Source organism: Aeromicrobium sp. P2_G6 (assembly GCF_056403535.1).
Map to the genome: position 1 here is coordinate 1 of NZ_JBFUFH010000006.1, position 20759 is coordinate 20759.

At 68.2% G+C, this 20759-nt stretch carries 22 protein-coding genes and 1 pseudogene; 11 read left to right on the top strand and 12 right to left on the bottom strand.

The genetic code is table 11. The annotated features are described in order from the left end of the window. Window positions 1-106: pseudogene (locus AC1DVU_RS17765) on the bottom strand (IS481 family transposase); the annotation flags it as partial. Between the two features lie 120 nt (window positions 107-226). Between AC1DVU_RS17765 and AC1DVU_RS17770 the strand changes: the two are divergent. From AC1DVU_RS17770 to AC1DVU_RS17780, 3 genes are read left to right on the top strand one after another with little or no spacing between them, the layout of a single operon-like run. Continuing rightward, window positions 227-769 (top strand): GrpB family protein, encoded by a 543-nt coding sequence (locus AC1DVU_RS17770; RefSeq protein WP_476923800.1) that lies wholly within the window; start codon window positions 227-229, stop codon window positions 767-769. A gap of 55 nt (window positions 770-824) precedes the next feature. Beyond that, the gene (locus tag AC1DVU_RS17775; RefSeq protein WP_476923801.1) at window positions 825-1169 is read left to right on the top strand and encodes a YciI family protein; all 345 of its coding nucleotides are present in this window, start codon (window positions 825-827) and stop codon (window positions 1167-1169) included. A gap of 2 nt (window positions 1170-1171) precedes the next feature. Further along, entirely contained in the window at window positions 1172-2401 is a 1230-nt protein-coding gene (locus AC1DVU_RS17780) for an RNA polymerase sigma factor (protein ID WP_476923802.1), read from the top strand. Window positions 2402-2505: 104 nt separating this feature from the next. On the opposite strand, the gene AC1DVU_RS17785 is transcribed toward AC1DVU_RS17780, so the two are convergent. Continuing rightward, on the bottom strand, window positions 2506-3204 hold the full coding sequence (locus tag AC1DVU_RS17785; protein WP_476923803.1) for a ferritin-like fold-containing protein: 699 nt from the start codon (window positions 3202-3204) through the stop codon (window positions 2506-2508). 113 nt (window positions 3205-3317) lie between these two features. Between AC1DVU_RS17785 and AC1DVU_RS17790 the strand changes: the two genes are divergently transcribed. Next, window positions 3318-4730, top strand: a complete 1413-nt coding sequence (locus AC1DVU_RS17790) for a DEAD/DEAH box helicase (RefSeq protein ID WP_476923804.1) — start codon at window positions 3318-3320, stop codon at window positions 4728-4730. On the opposite strand, the gene AC1DVU_RS17795 is transcribed toward AC1DVU_RS17790, so the two are convergent. After that, a complete protein-coding gene (locus AC1DVU_RS17795; RefSeq protein WP_476923805.1) occupies window positions 4727-6589 on the bottom strand; it encodes a hypothetical protein in 1863 nt (620 codons plus the stop codon). The two genes, AC1DVU_RS17790 and AC1DVU_RS17795, sit on opposite strands and share 4 nt — an antisense overlap. Before the next feature lie 118 nt (window positions 6590-6707). Then, on the bottom strand, window positions 6708-7373 hold the full coding sequence (locus AC1DVU_RS17800) for a L,D-transpeptidase (protein WP_476923806.1): 666 nt from the start codon (window positions 7371-7373) through the stop codon (window positions 6708-6710). Window positions 7374-7476: 103 nt separating this feature from the next. Between AC1DVU_RS17800 and AC1DVU_RS17805 the strand changes: the two genes are divergently transcribed. Beyond that, window positions 7477-8139 (top strand): PadR family transcriptional regulator, encoded by a 663-nt coding sequence (locus AC1DVU_RS17805; protein ID WP_476923807.1) that lies wholly within the window; start codon window positions 7477-7479, stop codon window positions 8137-8139. 112 nt (window positions 8140-8251) lie between these two features. Then, a complete protein-coding gene (locus AC1DVU_RS17810) occupies window positions 8252-9712 on the top strand; it encodes an MFS transporter (protein WP_476923808.1) in 1461 nt (486 codons plus the stop codon). Between the two features lie 16 nt (window positions 9713-9728). Here the strand turns inward: AC1DVU_RS17810 and AC1DVU_RS17815 are convergent, their stop codons facing one another. Further along, on the bottom strand, window positions 9729-10502 hold the full coding sequence (locus AC1DVU_RS17815) for a ParA family protein (protein ID WP_476923809.1): 774 nt from the start codon (window positions 10500-10502) through the stop codon (window positions 9729-9731). A gap of 61 nt (window positions 10503-10563) precedes the next feature. On the opposite strand from AC1DVU_RS17815, the gene AC1DVU_RS17820 reads away from it, so the two are divergent. Genes AC1DVU_RS17820 through AC1DVU_RS17835 form a run of 4 tightly spaced genes read left to right on the top strand, consistent with a single transcriptional unit; the run spans window position 10564 to window position 13473 of the window. Next, the gene (locus AC1DVU_RS17820) at window positions 10564-11322 is read left to right on the top strand and encodes an SDR family NAD(P)-dependent oxidoreductase (RefSeq protein WP_476923810.1); all 759 of its coding nucleotides are present in this window, start codon (window positions 10564-10566) and stop codon (window positions 11320-11322) included. Continuing rightward, window positions 11319-12149 carry an alpha/beta fold hydrolase gene (locus AC1DVU_RS17825; RefSeq protein WP_476923811.1) on the top strand — a complete coding sequence of 277 codons (831 nt, stop codon included), beginning with the start codon at window positions 11319-11321 and terminating at the stop codon, window positions 12147-12149. Before AC1DVU_RS17820 ends, AC1DVU_RS17825 begins: the two co-directional genes overlap by 4 nt. Continuing rightward, window positions 12149-12763, top strand: coding sequence for a sulfite oxidase-like oxidoreductase (locus AC1DVU_RS17830; protein ID WP_476923812.1), 615 nt, complete (start codon window positions 12149-12151; stop codon window positions 12761-12763). Before AC1DVU_RS17825 ends, AC1DVU_RS17830 begins: the two co-directional genes overlap by 1 nt. Continuing rightward, window positions 12760-13473 carry an FAD-binding oxidoreductase gene (locus tag AC1DVU_RS17835; RefSeq protein WP_476923813.1) on the top strand — a complete coding sequence of 238 codons (714 nt, stop codon included), beginning with the start codon at window positions 12760-12762 and terminating at the stop codon, window positions 13471-13473. The genes AC1DVU_RS17830 and AC1DVU_RS17835 overlap by 4 nt, the downstream gene beginning before the upstream one ends. Before the next feature lie 72 nt (window positions 13474-13545). Here AC1DVU_RS17835 and AC1DVU_RS17840 read toward each other — a convergent pair whose 3' ends face one another. From AC1DVU_RS17840 to AC1DVU_RS17865, 6 genes are all read right to left on the bottom strand, one after another. Next, window positions 13546-14370: a PHP domain-containing protein gene (locus tag AC1DVU_RS17840; RefSeq protein ID WP_476923814.1), complete on the bottom strand. Its 825-nt coding sequence runs from the start codon at window positions 14368-14370 to the stop codon at window positions 13546-13548. A gap of 21 nt (window positions 14371-14391) precedes the next feature. Continuing rightward, window positions 14392-14976 carry a histidine phosphatase family protein gene (locus tag AC1DVU_RS17845; RefSeq protein WP_476923815.1) on the bottom strand — a complete coding sequence of 195 codons (585 nt, stop codon included), beginning with the start codon at window positions 14974-14976 and terminating at the stop codon, window positions 14392-14394. Continuing rightward, complete coding sequence (locus AC1DVU_RS17850; protein ID WP_476923816.1) at window positions 14963-15997, bottom strand: MaoC family dehydratase; 1035 nt, start codon at window positions 15995-15997, stop codon at window positions 14963-14965. The genes AC1DVU_RS17845 and AC1DVU_RS17850 overlap by 14 nt, the downstream gene beginning before the upstream one ends. Then, window positions 15994-16473: a YflT domain-containing protein gene (locus tag AC1DVU_RS17855; protein ID WP_476923817.1), complete on the bottom strand. Its 480-nt coding sequence runs from the start codon at window positions 16471-16473 to the stop codon at window positions 15994-15996. The genes AC1DVU_RS17850 and AC1DVU_RS17855 overlap by 4 nt, the downstream gene beginning before the upstream one ends. Window positions 16474-16482: 9 nt before the next feature. Continuing rightward, window positions 16483-17673 (bottom strand): acyl-CoA dehydrogenase family protein, encoded by a 1191-nt coding sequence (locus AC1DVU_RS17860; RefSeq protein WP_476923818.1) that lies wholly within the window; start codon window positions 17671-17673, stop codon window positions 16483-16485. A 105-nt stretch (window positions 17674-17778) separates the two neighbouring features. Continuing rightward, window positions 17779-18651: a DMT family transporter gene (locus AC1DVU_RS17865; protein ID WP_476923819.1), complete on the bottom strand. Its 873-nt coding sequence runs from the start codon at window positions 18649-18651 to the stop codon at window positions 17779-17781. 159 nt (window positions 18652-18810) lie between these two features. On the opposite strand from AC1DVU_RS17865, the gene AC1DVU_RS17870 reads away from it, so the two are divergent. Then, window positions 18811-19275, top strand: coding sequence for a nuclear transport factor 2 family protein (locus AC1DVU_RS17870; protein ID WP_476923820.1), 465 nt, complete (start codon window positions 18811-18813; stop codon window positions 19273-19275). 114 nt (window positions 19276-19389) lie between these two features. Here AC1DVU_RS17870 and AC1DVU_RS17875 read toward each other — a convergent pair whose 3' ends face one another. Beyond that, window positions 19390-20754 carry a WS/DGAT/MGAT family O-acyltransferase gene (locus AC1DVU_RS17875; RefSeq protein ID WP_476923821.1) on the bottom strand — a complete coding sequence of 455 codons (1365 nt, stop codon included), beginning with the start codon at window positions 20752-20754 and terminating at the stop codon, window positions 19390-19392. Window positions 20755-20759 lie beyond the last annotated feature (5 nt).

Below are 20759 nucleotides of genomic sequence, written 5' to 3' on the forward strand. Positions count from 1 at the left end.
CCATGAACATCTTCGCCGCCTCCGGCGGCGGCCAGCGATCCTCAACGATCAGTTTCGCGAGCCTCAAACGAGCACGCGGGGTCAGAGCAGCGTTAGCGTGGGACACGAAGGCCTCCTGTGTGCGGAGCGGTTACTAGACATCTCCACTCCACAACCGGAGGCCTTCGCCGTCCAGCAGATCAGGACCGTGTCACGAAACAACGTCCCTGGACATCACACCTAGGCCGTGGGCTCGCCAGACGACTCCACCGAGTACCTCGTGGCGCCGACCCGCGTTGACGGGTCGATCACCCTCGCGCCGTACGACCCGGCATGGGCCGCCGAGTTCAAGGTCCAGGCCACGCGCATCCGAATGGCACTGGGCTCGGTTGCCGGTGGTGTCGCGCACGTCGGCTCGACGGCGGTGCCCGGACTTGCCGCCAAGCCGATCATCGACATCAACCTGCTGGTCCCCGACAGCGCCGACGAACCCGCATACGTGCCCGCGCTCGAAGCGATCGGCTATGTGCTGCACATCCGCGAGCCGGGGTGGCACGAGCACCGGTTGCTGCGCCTCGACGACCCTCGGGTCAACCTGCACGTGTTCACGAGTGGCTCGGCGGAGCACGCCCGGATGATCACGTTCCGCGACCGCCTGCGCGCGGATCCGGCGGCGCTCGAGCTCTACCTGACGACCAAGCAACGCCTCGCGGCTCAGCACTGGGAGCGCGTGCAGGACTATGCCGACGAGAAATCATCGGTCGTCGAGCAGATCCTGTCGGATTCGTAGGGCTCCCGTTCGTCGTGCTGGTGTACGACGATGAGACCCGACCGAAGGAGCAGGGATGAAGTACATGATGTTGGTCGTCAGTGACCCCGATGCGGCTGACCGGCCGAGCGACCCCGCTGTCGACGACGTCCAGGACTGGGTGGCCAGGAATGACGCGAGCGGCAAGCGCGTGATCGGCGAGCGCCTTCGCCCACCCGAGGCCGCCACGACAGTCCGGCGTCGCGGCGGCGAGCTGCTGGTCACGGACGGCCCGTTCACGGAGTCGCGCGAGTGGATCGCCGGATTCGACATCCTGGAGTGCGCCGACCTCGACGAGGCCATCGCGATCGCGGCGGCTCACCCGATGTCCGCGGCCGGCACCCTCGAGCTGCGGCCGTTCTGGCCCTTCGACGAGGCCTGAGCATGAGCAGCGGTGAGGGCGCGGCGGAGGACGACGTCCGTCGCGCCCTCACCGAGGCCATGGCGGAGCAACGGTTGCGCATCGTCGCCTCCCTCATACGTACGACCGCGGACTGGGACCTCGCGGAGGATGCCGTCTCGGACGCCGCCGAACGGGCGTTGCTGCGCTGGCCGCGCGACGGCATACCCGACAACCCGGCGGCCTGGCTCACCGCGACCGCACGCCGCCGGGCGATCGACGTGCTGCGCCGCGCCCAGGTCGAACGCGGCAAGCTTGCCGACCTGGCCGCACTCGAGGAGCTGACCGAGCTGAGTCAGGACGCGTCACCCATGGGCGATGACCGCCTCCGGCTGATCTTCACGTGCTGCCACCCTGCGCTCGCGCTCGAGGCGCGGGTGGCACTGACGCTCAAGGTCGTCTCGGGTCTGCCGACGGAGGCGATCGGGCGGGCCTTCCTGACGTCGGAGGCCACGATGGGTCAGCGGCTCCTGCGTGCGAAGAACAAGATCGCGCACGCCGGCATCCCCTACCGGGTGCCGACGGACGACCTCCCCGAACGCGTCGACGGGGTGCTGGCGGTTGTCTACCTCGTGTTCACCGAGGGCTATGCGACCGGCACGAGCGCCCTCGCCGACGAGGCGATCCGACTTGGCCGGCTGCTGGCCCGTCTCCTCCCCGACTCCGACGAGACGCGCGCACTGCTGGCCCTGATGATCCTGCAGCACTCCCGTCGCGACGCACGTGACGTCCATGGCGAGCGGGTGACGCTCGAGCACCAGGACCGCAGCCGCTGGCACCGGGACGAGATCGACGAGGCACTCGCGCTGCTGCGGCACCGCTGGACGGTGCGCGGGCCGTACGCCGTGCAGGCCGACATCGCCGCGGTGCACGTGACGGCATCGTCGGCCGGAGACACCGACTGGCCGGCGATCGTGGCGCTGTACGACGAGCTGCTCGACATCGCTCCGTCGCCGGTCATCGGCCTCAACCGGGCGATCGCCGTCGGCATGAGCGACGGCCCGCTGGCCGGGCTCGCCGCCCTGGAGTCAGCTGCCGACGACCCGAAGCTGGCCGGCCACTACCTCGTCGCCGCTGCTCGCGGTGACCTCCCCACCCGTGCCGGGCTGCACGACGAGGCCCTGATCGCGATCGAGCAGGCGATCGAGCTCGCGCCGACCGAGCACGAACGCCGTCAGCTCGAGCAACGCGCCGCCGAGCTCCGCCACCCCTGACTGTTGGGCGGTGAGTTACTCGCCTTTCCCAGCGGGGGCGGTGACCTGGTCGCCCATCCGGCCGCTGGAAGGGCGACTAAGTCACCGCCCGACGGTGGGAAGGGTCAGGCTGCGAGGCCGAGCTTCTCCATGCGTGCTGCGTGGGCCTCGGTGATGCGGGTGAACATCCGGCCGATGCCGGCCAGGTCCATGCCGGGATGGTCGACGCCACCGACGAGCACCGTGCTCAGGGCATCGCGTTCGGCGACCACGGTCTGCGCCTGGCTGAGGGCCTCGCCCATGAGCCGCCGACCCCAGAGCGCCAGGCGCCCGCCGACCCGCGGGTCCTTCGCGATCGCGCCGCGCACGGCGTCGACGACGAACTCCGAGTGGCCGGTGCCGCTCAACGTGTCGAGGACGAGCGCGCGGGTCTCGGTGTCGAGGTAGGCCGCGATCTCCCGGTAGAAGTCGGCCGCCAGGCCATCTCCGACGTACGCCTTGACGAGCCCCTCGAGCCAGTCCGACGGCGTCGTCTGCCGGTGGAACCGCTCGAAGATCGTCGCGAACTCCTGCATCGTCGCGTACGGGTCCTCGTCCAGCTGGACGAGCCGGTCCCGCAGCTTCTCGAAGTGCCCGAACTCGGCGGTCGCCATCGCCGCGATCTCGACCTTGGTCTTGAGGTCGGGCGCCATCTTGGCGTCCTCTGCGAGGCGTTCGCAGGCGCTGATCTCGCCGTACGCCAGGATGCCGAGCAGCTCGATGACACCCCTCCGGTAGACCGGATCGTCCAACGTCGAGGGCGGCGGAACGTTCTTGGAAGCCATGCCCCGCAGCGTAGCGGGAAGGCCGGCGGCGCCAGACGATAGACTGGGCCGAGAAATCCCACGAGTCTCAAGAATTCGAGAAGACCCTGACTACGTTCAAAGATCTGGGCGTCATGCCCGAGATCGCCGACGCATTGATTGACGTCGGCATCGAAGAAGCTTTTCCGATCCAGGAGATGACGCTCGGCGTCGCCCTCATGGGCACCGACCTGATCGGCCAGGCGCGCACCGGAACCGGCAAGACGCTGGCGTTCGGCATCCCCGTCATCCAGCGCACGGTCGCGCCCCACGACACCGACTACGACCAGATCGTCGCCGGCAAGCCGCAGGCCCTGATCGTCGCTCCCACGCGTGAGCTCGCGATCCAGGTCGCCAGCGACATCGAGATCGCGTCCAAGCGTCGCGGCACCCGCAACCTGACGATCTACGGCGGCGTCCCCTACGAGTCGCAGCTCGACGCGCTCAAGTCCGGCGTCGACATCGTCGTCGGTACGCCCGGCCGCCTGCTCGACCTGGCCAACCGCGGCGCCCTCGACCTGTCGCACGTCAAGTCCCTGGTCCTCGACGAGGCCGACGAGATGCTCGACCTGGGCTTCCTGCCCGACGTCGAGTCGCTCCTGGCCAAGACGCCCGAGACCCGACAGACGATGCTGTTCTCGGCCACCATGCCGGGCGCGATCGTCGGGCTGGCCCGCAAGCACATGCGCCACCCCATGAACATCCGTGCGGAGTCCGGCGAGGACACCCAGATGGTGCCGGCGACGGCGCAGTTCGTCTGGCAGGCGCACGAGATGGACAAGGCCGAGATCGTCGGACGCATCCTGCAGGCCGACGACGTGGGCAAGGTCCTCGTCTTCACCCGCACCAAGCGCACCGCGCAGCGGGTCGCCGACGAGCTGATCGACCGCGGCTTCCCCGCCTCGCCGCTGCACGGCGACATGGCGCAGCCGGCACGCGAGAAGGCACTGACGCGCTTCCGCGAGGGCAAGATCAACATCCTCGTCGCGACCGACGTGGCCGCGCGCGGCATCGACGTCGCCGGCATCACGCACGTCATCAACTACAACTGCCCCGAGGACGACAAGACGTACGTCCACCGCATCGGTCGTACGGGCCGCGCCGGCGCCTCGGGCATCGCCGTGACGTTCGTCGACTGGGCCGACATCACCCGCTGGAAGCTCATCAACTCCGCGCTGGGCCTGCCGTTCGACGAGCCGCAGGAGACCTACTCGACGTCGGACCACCTGTTCCACGATCTCGGCATCGACCGTGGCGTCAAGGGCCGGATCAAGGACCCGTCGCCCCGGGAGCCCAAGAAGGACGACGACCGTGGCGGTCGCGGCCGCAGCAGCGGCGGAGGACGTGGCGGCGAGCGCAGCGGCGGAGACCGCGGCGGACGCGGCGGCGAGCAGAAGGCGCAGCAGTCCTCAGGCGGCGACAAGCAGAGCGAGGGCGGACAGCGTCCCCGTCGCAACCGCAACCGCACGCGTTCGCGCGGCGGCGCACCTGTCGCCAAGACCGACTAGTTCGTCGGCAGCGTCGCCGGCAGACCAGCCAACCTGGTCTTGACCAGTGCCTGGTAGTACTCCTGCCCGGCGGCGCTCAGGTGGGACCCGCCCGGGCCGACGTACTGGTCCTGGTTGCCGACGCCGGTCGGCGCATCCGTCGAGCCCGTGCCCGTGAGCCACTGCTCGGTGTACGGATCAATGAAACCGACGACGTTCCGGTGCCGCCCCACCATGCTGCGGAGGTTCTGCGTCTTGGCGTCGAAGTCCGCCTTCTCCGCTGAGGTCAGGTCGCGCCCGATCTTGATCGGCTCGATCCCGATCAGCACGATCGGCAGGTCCGGCCTGACCTCGGCGACACGGTTGACGTAGGCCTCGACCGCGGCCAGGTGCTGAGCCGGCGAGAAGTACTGGCCGTCGTTGATGCTCCCGTTGACCAGCAGGGCGTCGATGGGGGCCGCGGCAAGCCTCGCGATTCTCACGTCGGACCCGAAGGGCGAGGCGTAGTAGCCCGGATATCCCACTGTGCCGTTCATGGCCGGCGCGGATGCATCGTTGAGGTAGCCCGTTCCGTACTGCGCCATGCTCCAGACCCGGAAGCCGGTCTTGGTGTGGAGCACGGCTGCGGCCGAGGTCGCGTACGAGCTCTGCGTCGTGCTGGAGTCGTAGTAGGAGTCGCCCACGACCCCGATCGTGAACGGGACCGGAGCGGCGCTGATGGTCGCGGGATCGCTCTGATCGATGTCGACACCCGTGAAGATCGTCGGACCCGCGAACCGCACCGTGACGGTCTTGCGCTCGGGCAGCTCGACCTGGATCCAGTTGTACTGGGCGTTGCCGGTTGGATCCTTCCCGACGATCGGAGCGGCCGAGACCGGTGCGCCATCGATCCAGACCATCGCGTCGGACGACTGCCAGGTCACGTACTTGATCGCGAACCTGCGTCCGGTGACGACGAACGAGACGTCGGCGTTCTGCGTCGTGATGTTTCCCGTGTTGTACTCAGCGCCCAGCGCGGGATTGGACAGGTCATAGCCGTAGGCGGCGCTGAGCACGGTGAGTGCCGGCCTCGGTTCGAGCGAGTGGGTGAATGCCCCTGGGGTGTCCCACCGGATCAAACTCGTGTTGCTCCACGCGGGCGCTTGATCGAGCGCGGTCACCGTCGCCACCGATGACGGTGCGACCTGCGTCGATACGGGCTGCATGAGCTCCCCGAACGTCGCCCGGCTCTCCTGCACCGGGCTGGTCACCGGGCTGGTCGCCGCACTGACGACCGTCTTGGTCACGTAGCCGGACAGCGTGCCGACGACCTCGACCTTGATCGAGGCGCCCAGATCACCGACGCCGAGGGCGTACGTGCTCGAGGTCGCCCCCGCGACGGCCGCGCCGCCTCGGAACCACCGGTAGGCGAAGGCCGGAGTGGGCGACCACGCCCCGGTGACCGCCGACAAGGTCTGCCCCACCTCAGGGGTCCCGTTGATGCCCGGCGTCGGGGCGGATGCGAAGGTCCGCAACACGTTGATGACTCGCAGTGGAGAGGCCGCAGCCGCGAGCTTGTTGCTCTGCGGCGCGTAGGCCCGATAGGTCCCGCTCCCGGGCAGGCTCATCACCAACCGGCCGGAGTACTGACCGCCCGCGCCGGCATGCACGGTCAGTGCGGTCACCCACGACGTGCCCGACTGCCGCTCGATCCTGACGGTCGAGCCCGAGGGAGACTTCGAGAGCGTCCCGCTGACGGTGATCGTCTCCCCGACGACAGCGCTCGACGGCATCGTCAACGTCACGGATCGCGTCGTGACCGCAGACGCCGGACCCACCGGTCCGACGAGACTCGCTGCCACGAGGCCGCCGAGCAGGATGAGGCCAGCACGTCGCTGCATGGCGGATCCTAGGGTCAGGCGCGGTTCGCGCGTCCCCCATCCGCAGTGTCCACCCTCAAGGGGTCAGCCGCAGGAAGTTCTCCGATTCCAGCGAAAATCGTGGCATCCCGTTCGACGCTCAGGCGGTGACGACGACCTTGGTGCCCACCGGGGCGAAGTCCCACAGGGCGATCGCGTCGGGCAACCACTGGCGTACGCAGCCGGCGGACAGCGGGGTGCCGAGCTCAGCCTTGGTCTGCTCGAGCTCACCGGAGTTGTCCTTGGGCACGGAGTGGAAGCCGATCGGCTCGCTGAAGCCAGTCGCAAAGCGTACGAAGTACTCCATCGTGCCGCTGCCGTCGAACGCGCCGGCGTGGCGCGACTTCGACTGCACGGTGTAGGCACCGGGCTGCAGGTTGTTGAAGCGGCTGCCCGAGACGAGATACGTACGTTCGACGGTGCTGTCGTCGTCGACGAGCCAGACCCGCTGATCGCTCTGGTCGAACACGATGCGCCGACCGGTGCCTGACCCTTCGGGCAGCTCGGCGACCTTCGTGACACTCGCCGCAGCGGCGCGCCGCTTGGGAGCCGGCTCGGGGATCACGAGGGTGTCGAGCGTCGCCGTCTCGATCGCCGCGGGTGCAAGGGCTGACGACGTGTCGGCATGGGCCGGGTCGGCCTTGAGCTGCGGCAGGATCCCCACCGCTGCTCCGCCGATGGCGATCGTGACGGCCACTGCGGTTCCCAGGACACCGACGCGGCCGCGACGGCGGGCCAATCGATGGGAGGCGCGGTGCTTGGACACGCTCACATCCTAAACGTCGAGACCACGCGGACCCCGGCCCACTTGCACAACCTGTATTACTCTAGTTAGAGTATTCAGGTACGGATAACCCGAGAGGAGTGTCATGAAGCGACCGGCGAACGCCTTGTCCCTCGCGGTGCTGACGCTGCTCTTCGAGAAGCCGATGCACCCCTACGAGATGTCGACCACGCTGCGCCACCGCAGCAAAGAGGAGAGCATCCGGCTCAACTACGGATCGCTTTACGCCGTCGTGGAGTCACTCCGCAAGAAGGGCCTGATCGCCGCCCGCGAGACGCTCCGCGAGGGCAACCGTCCCGAGCGGACGGTCTACGAGCTGACCGACGACGGCGCGACGGCGATGCGCGACTGGCTCAGCGAGATGCTGCGAGACCCCACACCGCAGTTCACCGACTTCGAGGCGGCGCTCTCGCTGATGGGCGCGATCCCGCCCGACGAGGCCCTCGCCCTCCTCAAGCTGCGGCTCAAGGCCCTGCGCATCACCAGCAACCAGTACGACGGCGTGCGCGCGCACCTGCCGGAAGGATTCCCCGCCCTCTTCATGGTCGAGGGCGACTACTCCGAGGCCGTACGCCGCGCCGAGATCGGGTTCGTTGAGAAGCTCGTCGACGACATCGAGCACGATCGCCTCGGTGGCATGGAGGTGTGGCGGCGCATCCACGAGCTCAGGTCCGCCGGACATACCGGAGAGGATGCGAACGCCAAGCTCATGGAGGAGTTCGGCGACATCTTGACCTGGGACACCTAGGAACCAGTGATCCCCGGCCGACTGGCATCGACCGGGGATCGGAAACCGAGTCGCAAGCGACCCCGGCCCCAAGCACAGGGTAGCGAGCGTCTCTCACCCACAAGGAGACATCGTGAGCACCCCTGCCCCATCAACCAAGCGCGCCATCGCGACGAGCATCTTGATGTTCGCCGCGTTCATGGACCTGCTCGACGTCACGATCGTCAACGTGGCGCTCCCGGCGATCCGCTCGGACCTCGACGCCAGCCCGGCCCACCTGGAGTGGATCCTCGGCGGCTACACCCTGACGTTCGCGGTCCTGCTGATCACCGGCGGGCGTCTCGGCGACATCTTCGGCCGGCAACGCATCTTCGTGATCGGCGTCGCCGGCTTCACGATCGCGTCACTCGCGGCGTGCCTGTCCGGCAACGGCGAGACGCTGGTCGTCGCCAGGATCGTGCAGGGCGGCTTCGCGGCGCTGATGGTGCCGCAGCTGCTGTCGACCGTGCAGGTCATGTACGCCCCGAAGGAACGCGCGAACGTCTTCGGCATCGTCGGCGCCGTCTCCGGCACCGCGGCGGTCGTCGGGCCGCTGCTGGGCGGCTGGCTCATCACGAGCGACGCGTTCGGGGTCGGCTGGCGCAGCATCTTCCTCATCAATATCCCGGTCGGCGTCGTGCTGATCGTGCTGGCGCTGAAGTACGTCCCCAACACCGTGTCGGAGCGGGCGACCCGCCTCGACCTGCCCGGCGTCGTCTTGGCAACCGCCGGCGTGTTCCTCCTGGTCTTCCCGTTGATCGAGGGCCGTGAGCAGGGCTGGCCCGCCTGGATCTGGGCGATGTTCGGCGCTGCGGCGGTCGTCCTCGCCGCGTTCGTCGCCAACCAGCGACGTACCGAACGGCTCACGCAGTCCTCGCTCCTGCCCATGCACTTGTTCGGCAACCGCGGGTTCACGGCCGGCATCGTGACGCAGGCGGCGTTCTCGGCGGCGATGGCGGGCTTCGTCCTGACACTCGTGATCTACGTGCAGAGCGGTCTGGGGTTCAGCGCGATCCACTCCGGCCTCGTGCTGCTGCCGTTCAGCCTCGGTGCCTTCGTCGGTGTCGGCATCTCGGCGCCGCTGGGCCTCAAGCTCGGCAAGGTCGTGCCGTTCGCCGGTGCGATCTGCCAAGCCGCGGGCATCTGGTGGCTGGCCCGGATCGTGGCGGACCAAGGAGCCGGTTTCGGAGGATGGGACTCCACCCCACCGCTCCTCCTGGCCGGCACGGGCCTCGGCCTGCTCGTCGTGCCGTTGATCGACATCGCCCTCTCGACCGTCGCGACCGACGATGCCGGCGCGGCCTCCGGGACGTACAGCACGTTCCAGCAGCTCGGCTCCGCGCTGGGAATCGCGATCATCGGTGCCGTGTTCTTCCACGTCGTGGGTGACTCGTTCACCGAGTCCGGCCTGCGCGACGGGTTCACGGAGTCGTCGTGGTGGGCGGTCGGCGGCTACTTGCTGTCGGCGGCCGCGACGCTGTTCCTGCCCGATCGCAACGCCGTGCAGCGGCACGCGCAGGAGCAGGCCGAGCTGCTCGAGGGCGAGCTGGTCTGACCGAGGGTGCTGGGGCCTACTTCTTGCTGTCGGCGAGCATGCCGGCTGCGACCTGGCGGTAGGCCTCGGCACCCTTGTGCGTCCGGGCGGTGGCGAGCACCGAACGGCCGATCGCCGGAGCCTCGGCGAACCGGATCGTCTTGGGGATCGGCGGTGTCACGACCGGCAGCTCGTACGTCTCACGGATCGCGGCAAGGACGTTCTGGGCGTGCTTGGTGCGGCCGTCGTACATCGTGGGCAGGACTCCCATGATCTCCAGCGACGAGTTGATGAACTGGCGCACGTCGTGGATCGTGTCGAGCAGCTGCCCGACGCCACGGTGCGACAGGGTCTCGGCCTGCAGCGGGATCAGCACCTTCTGCGCAGCGGACAGCGCGCCGACCGTGAGGATGCCGAGTGTCGGCGGGCAGTCGATCAGGATCCAGTCGTAGTCGTCGGCGACCTTGTCGAGGGCGACCCGCAGGCGCTGCTCGCGACCCGTGCGGCCGATGAGGCTCTCCTCGGCATGGGTCAGCGTGATGTTGGCCGGCAACAGGTGCATGCCGTCATCGGTGATGACGATGGCGTCCTCGGCCTGCTTGGTGCCCAGCAGGACCTCCGCAACCGTGACGTCGAGGTCCTCCGGGTCGACGCCCAGGGAGAACGTCAGGCTGCCCTGCGGGTCCACGTCGACGAGCAGGACCCGCTGCTTGAGCTCGGTCAACGCTGCGCCGAGCGAGACGACTGTCGTGGTCTTGGCGACGCCACCCTTCTGGTTCGCCACCGCGATAGTCGTCGTCACGGTCGCCATTGTGTCATCACGTCGCCTGACCTCGCCGACCACGCGCTGGGCCGTTTGGCATGCTTGCTCCATGACACGTCGCGCGCTGGTGACCGGGGCAACCGCAGGGATCGGCAACGCGTTCGCAAAGGAGCTGGCCAAGCGCGGCTACGACCTCGTGATCGTCGCGCGTACGACCGACCGGCTCGAGGCGCTCGCAACGCAGATGCGCAGCAAGCACCGGGTCGAGGTCGACGTCGTGACCGCCGACCTGTCGACCACCGATGGCGTACGAGCGGCAGTCAACAAGCTGACCGACACGACCCGGCCGGTCGACCTCCTGGTCAACAACGCCGGCGCCTCGCTGGCCGGCTGGTTCGGCACGACGGACATCGGCGACGAGGACCGCCAGCTCGACCTGCTCGTCCGCGCGCCGATGCACCTCATGGACGCAGCGATCAAGACCATGGCGGGGCGTGGCGGCGGGCAGATCATCAACGTGTCGAGCGTCGCTGCGTTCACGCCACGCGGCGTCTACTCGGCGCACAAGGCGTGGCTGCTCAACCTGTCGCGCTGGGCCGACATCCACTACGCCGACGTCAACATCTCGGTCCAGGCGCTGTGTCCGGGCTTCGTACGCACGGAGTTCCACCAACGCGGCGAGATGGACATCTCTGGCGTGCCCAAATGGATGTGGCTCAAGTCCGACAAGGTCGTCAAGACCTCGCTCAAGGACCTCGACAAGGGCAAGTCGGTCTCGGTCCCGTCGTTCCGCTACAAGGTGCTCACGACGCTGGCGCAGTACATGCCGAAGGGTCTCGTCACGCGGATCGCGAAGCGCGGGCGATGAGCACGCCGAAGTCATTGGCGCTGCCGCCCGGTGTTCATGCGGTCACGATCGAGACGTCGCGCGGTGAGTTCGCGGCGCACACGATCCGCACGGACGGGGCCATCGCGCACGTCCTCCTCATCCCCGGCTGGACCGGCTCCAAGGAGGACTTCACCGCGTTCCTGCCGTTGCTGGCCGCCTCGGGCTTCGACGCGACGGCGTACGACCAGCGCGGCCAGTACGAGACGCCGGGCGCTCCTGATGACGACTACTCGCTCGCGGGCTTCGCCGCGGATGCCGTTGGGGTGAGCGCAACCGCAGCAGCGCGATCCCATGTGCTCGGTCACTCCTTCGGCGGCCTCGTCGCCCAGCAGGCCGCAGTCCTCGACCCTTCGCAGGTGCGCACGCTGAGCCTGCTCTGCACCGGTCCCGGTGCCCTCGGCGAGACCCCCGGCCGGCCGCCGCTGAGTCCACTCGTGCAGGCGATCGACACCATGACGCTTGCGGAGATCCGTGCCAGGTTGCCGCGCGATCCGTCGCTGCCGCCCGACATCGCGGAGTTCCTGGACAAGCGGTTCACGTCCAACGCCCCCGCGTCGCTCAAGGCGATCACCCAGCTCCTGATCGACGCCCCCGACATCATCGACGAGGTCGCGGCGACCGGGCTGCCGTTCTGGGTCGGCCGCGGCGCCGACGACGACGCCTGGCCGCACGACGTACAAGCCGGGATGGCCAAGCGGCTCGACACCGACATCCACGTCATCGACGACGCGGCCCACTCCCCCGCGGTCGAGAACCCGCAGGGGCTCCTCGACGTATGGTTGCCGTTCCTCAAGGAGAACAGCTGATGGCAGGTTTCACTCGCGGATTCACCGGAGGTGCTCGTCGGGGCGGCGACAAGCGGTTGCCACCCGGCCAGTACGACACCGGCGCCAACTGGCCCGTCCTGACCGCCGAGCTCACTCCGACGATCGACCTCGACACCTGGACCATGACGGTCGACGGGCTCGTCGACAACCCGACGACGTGGGACTGGCGCGGCATCCACGCGCTGCCGGGCTCGTCCTACTTCGGCGACATCCACTGCGTGACGACGTGGACCAAGTTCGACACGACGTTCGCCGGCGTCAGCGTCGACGCGCTGCTCGAGATCGCCAGGCCCAGGCCCGAGGCGACGCACGTCATGGCCACGGCGACCACGGGCTACAACACCAACCTGCCGCTCGAGGACATCGCCGACGGCAAGGCCTGGCTCGTGTGGGAGTTCGACGGCAAGCCCCTGGCGCCCGAGCACGGCGGCCCCGTACGCCTGCTGGTGCCGCATCTGTACTTCTGGAAGTCCGCCAAGTGGATCACCCGCATCGAGCTGATGGACCACGACGAGCAGGGGTTCTGGGAGCGCAACGGCTACCACGATCGCGGCGACCCGTGGCTCGAGCAGCGCTACCAGGGTGATGCATGACTGCCGCTCCCGTGGAGGCTGTCGCCAGCTCATGGACGACGGGCATCGTCCGCGAGGTCGAGCGGTTCGGCGAGACGTACGTCCGGCTGCGGCTCGAGGTCGCCGACCGTCACGACCACGTGCCGGGCCAGCACTACGTCGTACGCCTGAGGGCGCCGGACGGCTACACGGCCCAGCGGTCGTACTCGCTCGCCTCCGACCCGGCCGACCCGCTGATCGAGCTCATGGTCGAGTGCCTCCCGCGCGGTGAGGTGTCGGGGTTCCTGCACGACGTCGTCGAGGTCGGCGACGAGCTCGAGCTGCGCGGCCCGATCGGCCGTTGGTTCGTCTGGGGCGGCCAGGTCCCGTCGCTGTGCGTCGCCGGCGGTTCGGGTGTCGTGCCGTTCATCTCGATGCTCCGGTACGCCCGACGGCTCGGCACCGCGTCGCAGCTGACGATCGTCGCCTCGGCGCAGACCCGTGAGCGGCTGCCCTACATCGAGGAGCTCGAGGAGTTCGGCGCGTTCATCGCGCTGACCCGCGAGAACCACGGCGATCGCGTCGCCGCGCACATCTACCCCGACGAGCTGGCGGAGCTGTCCAAGGGCATCGAGCGGGCGTACGTCTGCGGGTCCGCTGGTTTCGTGAGCTTCGTCGGCCGCAGCCTCGGCGAAGCCGGGGTGCCGAGCGACATCGTGCGGGTCGAGCAGTTCGGCGCGACGGGCGGCTAATGCCCCGAGATTTGGATCGACCTGCACCACCGCGTCGCGATTCCTGGTGCATCTGAATCCAAATCTCGGGGGCTAGAGGTCCAGCAGCTTGCGATACTGATCGGGCTCTGTCACGTTGCCGCCGAGCGGGAAGTCGATCTTGCCCGTGCCGTGATAGTCGCTGGATCCCGTGCGCACGAGTCCGAACTCGCGCGCGATCTGCCGCAGCGCAGCCCGGTCCTCGGCGCCGTGGTCGTTGTGGTCGACCTCGAGCCCGTCGAGCCCTTGGTCGGCGAGCGCTCCGATGCGGTCGCGGGTGAGCACGCGATGGCTGCCGCGTGACCACGGATGTGCCAGCACGGCCTTGCCACCGGCAGCCTTGACCAGGCCGATCGCGGTCGGCAGGTCAGCGGCGTAGCGATCGACGTACGCGGGCCGGCCGGGCTTGAGATAGCGCTCGAAGGCCTCGTTGCGATCCTTGACGACACCGAGGTCGATGAGGGCGTCGGCGACGTGCGGGCGACCCGTCGCGGCGGCGTTCGCCGATCTCGCACGTACGCCTTCAGCCGTGATGTCGATGCCGAGGCCCTGGAGCCGCTCGAGCGTTGCCGGCAGGCGGGAGTTGCGGCCGTCGATGACCTTGCGCAGCTCGGTCAGGAGCGGCTTGTGCCGGGGGTCGAACTCATAGCCCAGCAAGTGCACGCTCTTGCCGCCGAGCTTGGTCGAGATCTCGATGCCGTGCACGAGCGTGATGCCGGCACGTCTGGCTGCCTTGTCGGCTTCCTTCCAGCCCTCCGTGGAGTCGTGGTCGGTGATCGCGACAACGTCGAGTCCCGCCGCCTTGGCGTTGTCGATCAGCTCGGTGGGGCTGTCGGTGCCGTCGGAGCGGTCGGAGTGGGTGTGGAGGTCTATCTTCACGGGGTCAGGCTACCGATGGGCTCAGGGCAGGCAGTTCCACTGCCGTACGACCTGCGTGCCGCGATCGACGCCGAGCACCGAGATCGTCGCGGTGTCGAGCGCGAACAGGCGACCCTCCGACACGTCCAGCCCCAGCCACCGCGCCGCGAGAGCCCGCAACGAGTGCCCGTGGGCGAAGACCAGGGTCTTGCCGTCGGCTGCGCGGGCACGAGCCACGACGCGGTCGAGCCGCTCCGTGACCTGTTGTGCTGTCTCGCCGCCGGGCGACGGATGCGTCCAGATGCTCCAGCCCGGCACGGTCTTGCGGATCTCGGGGGTGGTCAGGCCTTCGTAGTCGCCGTATGCCCACTCGGCGAGGTCCTCGTCGAGGTCGGGGTGCGAGAAGCCCGCGAGCTCGGCGGTGTGGACCGCGCGTCGGCGCGGGCTCGACAGGACGTGCACGAAGTCGATGCCGGCCAGCGGACCCACGAGCGTACGAGCTGCGGCCTCGCCCTTCTCGGTCAGCGGCAGGTCGGTCGTCGACGTGTGCTGGCCGCTGCGGCTCCACTCCGTCTCGCCGTGGCGCACCAGCCAGAGCTGGTCCTCGACCTCGTCATCGTGGGACAAGGGCCCAGACATCCAGGTCGAGCAGCACGCTGGGTGCGTACTTGCCGTCGGCGTCGCGCAGTGTCATCGACTCGTCGCGGCCCTTGGTGGCGACGAGGCGCAAGCGCAGGGCACCCACACCCGGCGCCGGGGTCTCGGCCTTGTCCAGGACCTCCGACCACGCATAGACCGTGTCGCCGGCGAGTGCAGGCGACACGTGCGCGCCGGCGTTGATCGCAGCGATCAGCTGGGCGTTGGCGAGCCCGTTGAACGACAGCGCGCGAGCCAGGGAGATGATGTGGCCGCCGTAGACGAGCCTGGTGCCGTCGGGCCGGGCCTCGGTGTTGAAGTGCACCTTGGCGGTGTTCTGCCACAGCCGGGTCGCGAGCATATGCTCTGGGTCGGTCAGCGTGACGCCGTCGACGTGGTCGATCTTCTCGCCGACCTCGTAGTCGTCGAAGCGGTGCGGCTCCCCTGCAGCGGCGAAGTCGTACGCCGTGAAGTCGAGCCCGTTCGGCAGCACCAGGTCGTCGGCTGCGACGGCCGGCGCGAGGTCCGGCACGACGGTCTCGGGAGCTGGAGCGTCGACGTCACGCTTGTGCACCATGACCCAGCGGGCCCACTCCAGGACGACCTCGTCGCGCTGGTTCGTCGCGGTCGAGCGTACGTAGACCACGCCGGTCTTGCCGTTGGAGTTCTGCTTGAGGCCGATGACCTCGGACTGCGTGGCGATCGTGTCGCCGGGCACGACCGGGCGGTGGAAGCGGCACTCGGCATAGCCGAGGTTGGCGACAGCGTTGAGCGAGATGTCGGGGACGGTCTTGCCGAACGCGATGTGGAACGCGATGAGGTCCTCGACCGGGGCAGGGTCCAGGCCGACCGATGCCGCGAACTCCGCAGACGACGGCACCGCGAACCGGGTCGGGTAGAGCGCACCGTACGCCGCGCGGTCACCCTCTGTGACGGTGCGAGGAGTTGCGTGCCGGAGGACCTGGCCGACCTCGAAGTCCTCGAAGAAGTTGCCGGGGTTGGTCTTCGTCATACGGCGAACGGGTCGCGGCCGGGCATCTTGGCGAGCAGCTCCTGGCCCTGGGCGAGGAACTTGTGCTCGACGAGCACCTCGTACTTGGTCGCGACGACCTTCTGGACCGAGCTGAAGTCCCGCTGGCCTCGCGTCGCGCCGTAGCCGAGGGCTGCGGAGGTCACGCCGAAGACCAGGCCCAGCACGATGCCGCCCAGCACCGCCGCGCCGAACGAGCTGCCGTCGCTGAACAGGCTCAGCAGCAGGCCGATGAAGAGGCCGAGCCACACGCCGGAACCCGCACCGGCCATCAGCACGCGACCCCACGTCAGGCGTCCGGTCACGCGCTCGACCTGCTTGAGCTCCGTGCCGACGATCAGGACGTTCTCGACGGGGAACTCGTTGTCCGAGAGGTAGTCGACGGCCTTCTGCGCGTCGGCGTACTTGTCGAACACGCCGAGCGACTGTGGGTACTCGAGCGAGAAGATCTCTGCCATGGCTGGCTCCTAGAGCTTGTAGTCCTTGAGAAGGCTGCGTCCGATGATCATCTTCTGGATGTCGGAAGTGCCTTCACCGATGAGCATGAATGCGGCCTCGCGGTAGAGGCGTTCGATCTCGTACTCCTTGGAGTAACCGTAGCCACCGTGGATGCGGAACGAGTCCTGCACGACCTCGTTGCAGTACTCCGCCGCGAGCATCTTGGCCATCCCGGCCTCGACGTCGTTGCGCTCACCCGAGTCCTTGCCGCGGGCCGCGCGGACCACCATCGCGTGGCTGGCTTCGACCTTGGTGGCCATCTCGGCCAGGCGGAACAGGATCGCCTGGTGCTGTGCGATGGGCTTGCCGAACGTCTCGCGCTGCTGGGCGTACGCGATGCCGAGCTCGAACGCCCGGTTCGCGATGCCGACAGCGCGGGCGCCGACGTTGACCCGGCCGACCTCGACACCGTCCATCATCTGGTAGAAACCCTGACCCGGCTTGCCGCCGAGGACCTGGTCGGCCGAGATCTGGTGCTTCTCCAGGATCATCTCGGTCGTGTCGATGCCCTTGTAGCCCATCTTCTCGATCTTGCCCGGGATCGTCACGCCCTGAGCGGTCTGCCCGAAGCCGGGCTCCTTCTCGACCAGGAACGTCGTCATGTTCTTGTAGACGCTGTCGTCACCCTCGTCGGTCTTGCACAGCACCGCGACCAGGTTCGACGAGCCACCGTTGGTCAGCCACATCTTCTGACCGGTGATCTCATAGCCTGTGTCAGTCTTGGTCGCTTTGGTCTTGATCGCCGCGACATCAGAGCCGAGCGCCGGCTCGGACATGCTGAACGCGCCACGCACCTCACCGGTCGCCATCCGCGGCAGGTACTTCTGCTTCTGCTCATCCGTGCCGTGCTGACGGATCAGGTAGGCCAGGATGAAGTGCGTGTTGATCACACCCGACACGCTCATCCAGCCGCGCGCGATCTCCTCGACCACCAGCGCGTACGTCAACAGGCTCTCACCGAGCCCGCCGTACTCCTCGGGGATCATGATCCCGAAGATGCCCAGCTCCTTGAGGCCCTCGACGATGTCGGTCGGGTACTCGTCCTTGTGCTCCAGCTCCGTCGCGACGGGCAGGATCTCCTTCTCGACGAACTGACGGACCGTCTTCAGGATCTCTTCCTGGATGTCGGTCAGACCTTCGGTGCGGACAAGACGACCCATTGCGGGGCTCCTCAAATGTTGCTGACGTTGACCTGCTGACTGTACCGACGGGCCATTGGTATGTCGTCCGGTGCAAGAGGTGACGTTGGTTACTCCCCGTTAACTTCAGTCGGGCAGGACCTCGTCGGGTGGTGGGCGTCGCAGGACGACCACCACGAGGCCCGCGAGGATCAGCGCGAGCCCGGCGTACACACCGACCGGAGGCGTCTGGTCGAGGAAGATTCCTGCCAGGATCGCGGCGCCCGGCACCTCGAACAGCAGCAGCAGCGAGATCAGACCCGGGCTCATGACCGCCAGCAGGTGGTTGAGCACCGAATGCCCTAGAAGCTGCGCGCAGATCGTGACGCCGACGATCGCCAGCCACGTACGCCCGGAGAATCCCACGATCTCGACCCGCGCGACGAGGCAGGCGACGAGGAGAGTGACGGCACAGATGGCGTAACAGGCGACGGTGTAGGACGTCGTCGAGACGCTCTCGCGCACCCGGCTGCCAGCCATCAAGTAGAGCGCAGCGGTCAGTCCCCCGGCCAAGGCGAGGAGGTCCCCCGCGACCGCACGCGCGGACAGCGAGAAGTCGACACCGGTGATGACCAGCACGCCGATGACGGCGATCGAGATCCCAGCCACGACGGCGCGGGGCGTACGGTCCCCGCGCAAACGGTCGATCACGACGACGAACACGACCTGCATGCTGACCATCGCCGTCGCCGCGGCGACCGAGGTCATCTTGAGCGCGCTGACCCACGTACCGAAGTGCAGCGCCAGCATCACGCCCGCGAAGGCCGTGGCGGTCCAGCCCTCGCGACCCAGGGCGCGCAGCTCTCGACGGATCGTCGGCGCTGCGAACGGCGCGACCGCGATCGTCCCGAGTGCGTTGCGCCAGAACCCGATCGCCAGCGCCGGAGCGTTCGCCCCCGCCATCAGGGGCCCCGAAGCCGAGACGCCGAGGATCGCGACGATGGCGAGGAAGGCGTTCACCCCGTCAGTCTGCCGGTATGCCTACCCGCAGCTCCGCGTGCCTGGCCCTCGCCGCAAGGATTGGAGACCGCTGCGGCAGGGCGCCGAGCTGACGACAACCGTCCACCAAAACTAGAACAGGTTCTTGTTTCTGAGCCTGAGCACTGGGATGCTTCCGGGATGGACCTGGAAGCGCTCGAAGACATCCGACGGCTCAAGTACCGCTACTTCCGCTCGCTCGACCTCAAGCTGTGGGACGAGTTCGCCGACACGTTCACCTCTGACGCCGTCGGGCGCTACGGCACCAAGGTGTACGGCGAGATGGACGCGCTCGAGGGTCGTGAGGCGATCGTCGGGTTCATGAGCGACAAGCTCTCCAACGGCATCATCACGATGCACGTCGCCCATCACCCCGAGATCGACGTCGACGGCGACTCGGCCGAGGCGTCGTGGGGCTTCGAGGACACCGTGATCGCGCCAGACTTCAAGGTGCTGATCCGCGGCGCCGGCTACTACCGCGACAAATACCGGCGTGAGAGCGACGGGTGGCGGATCGCCGAGACGTCGTACGAGCGGATCTACGAGGCGATGGAGTCCCTCGAGGACACACCGAGCCATCAGCTCATCGCCAACCGCTGGGAGTGACCCATCGGTGGTTGAGGTGCGGAGGCCGCCCCCGGCCGCAGCCTCGAAACCACCACCACTCCAGATCGTGGTTTCGAGACGCTCGTGCCTCGCTCCTCAACCACCGATTCGGGACTAGCCCCAGGCCTTTTCGAGCTCCGCCAGTGACGACTCGAGGTGGGTGAGCAGTCGCTGCAGGTGAGGGACTGAACGGCGGCAGCCGATGAGGCCGAAGTCGAGGTAGCCCGCACGGCTCGTCAGCGTGATGTTCAGGGCCAGGCCGTCCGTGACGATCGAGACGGGATACATGCCGTCGAGGCGTGAGCCGTTGAAGTACATGTCGTTCTTCGGCCCCGGGACGTTCGAGACGACGACGTTGAACGGCGGGTTGGTGTACTTCACGAATCCCGGGATCGGCGTCAGCGCGAGCGGCAGCATCTGCAGTGCCGAGAACGCCAGGATCTGGGTCGGCGAGAGGTCGCCGAGGATCTTCTTGGCCTGCCGCGACGAGTAGGCGATCTCCTCGAGCCGGGTCGCACCCTGGTCGCGGTCCGTCGCGAGGTTGACGATGATCGCGCCAGTGGCGTTGCCCGTGCCGGTGTCCTTGCCCGCCGACTCGGCGCGCAGCGACAGCGACACCGGCACCATCGCCGTCATGGGCTCGTCGGGCAGGGCGTGCTGCTCGAGGAGGTACTCCCTCAGCGCGCCCGAGACCATCGCGAGGACGACGTCGTTGAGTGTCGTCGCCGAGGACTTGGCGACCCGCTGGATGCGCTCGATCTCCCACGACTGGGCGGCGAATCGGCGCGCCCCGCCGATCGAGCCATTGAGGATGGTCTTGGGCGCGCGCGGCAGCGTGATGTCGCCCTCGCGGATGATCTGGTTGGCGATCTTGAGCCCCGCCGGGAGCAGTCCAGCGATGTCGCCGGCCGCACCCGCGCCCGTACGCATGAGGGCCATCGGGTCGAAGCCCTTCTTGTCACCCGAGGACTTCCTGGGCGGCAGCGCCCAGGGCGGCAGGCAGTCAGACGCGTTCGGGTCTTCACTCAGCGACCGCTGCATCAGGCGCAGCGCCGAGACGCCGTCGACCATCGCGTGGTGGACCTTGGTGTAGACCGCGATGCGGCCGTCCTGCAGCCCTTCGACGACGTGGACCTCCCACAGTGGCCGGTGCCGGTCCAGCAGCGAGCCGTGCCACCGGGACGTCAGCTGCAGCAGCTCGCGGATCCGGCCCGGGCTCGGCACGGCCGAGTGTCGTACGTGGTGGTCGAAGTCGATCGTCTCGTCGGTCTTCCAGCGCGTGCCGACCGGTTCACCGGGGCGTTTGCGGAACATCGGCGAGATGTTGTCGGTCTGCCGGTACGCCTCGAGCATCTCCCGCGCGAACGCCGGACCCGATCCGTCCGGTGGCACGAACAGCTGCAGCCCGCCCACGTGCATCGGATGATCGCGGTTCTCAGCCAGAAGGAACATCGAGTCCGTAGGTGGCATGAACGACATCGGTG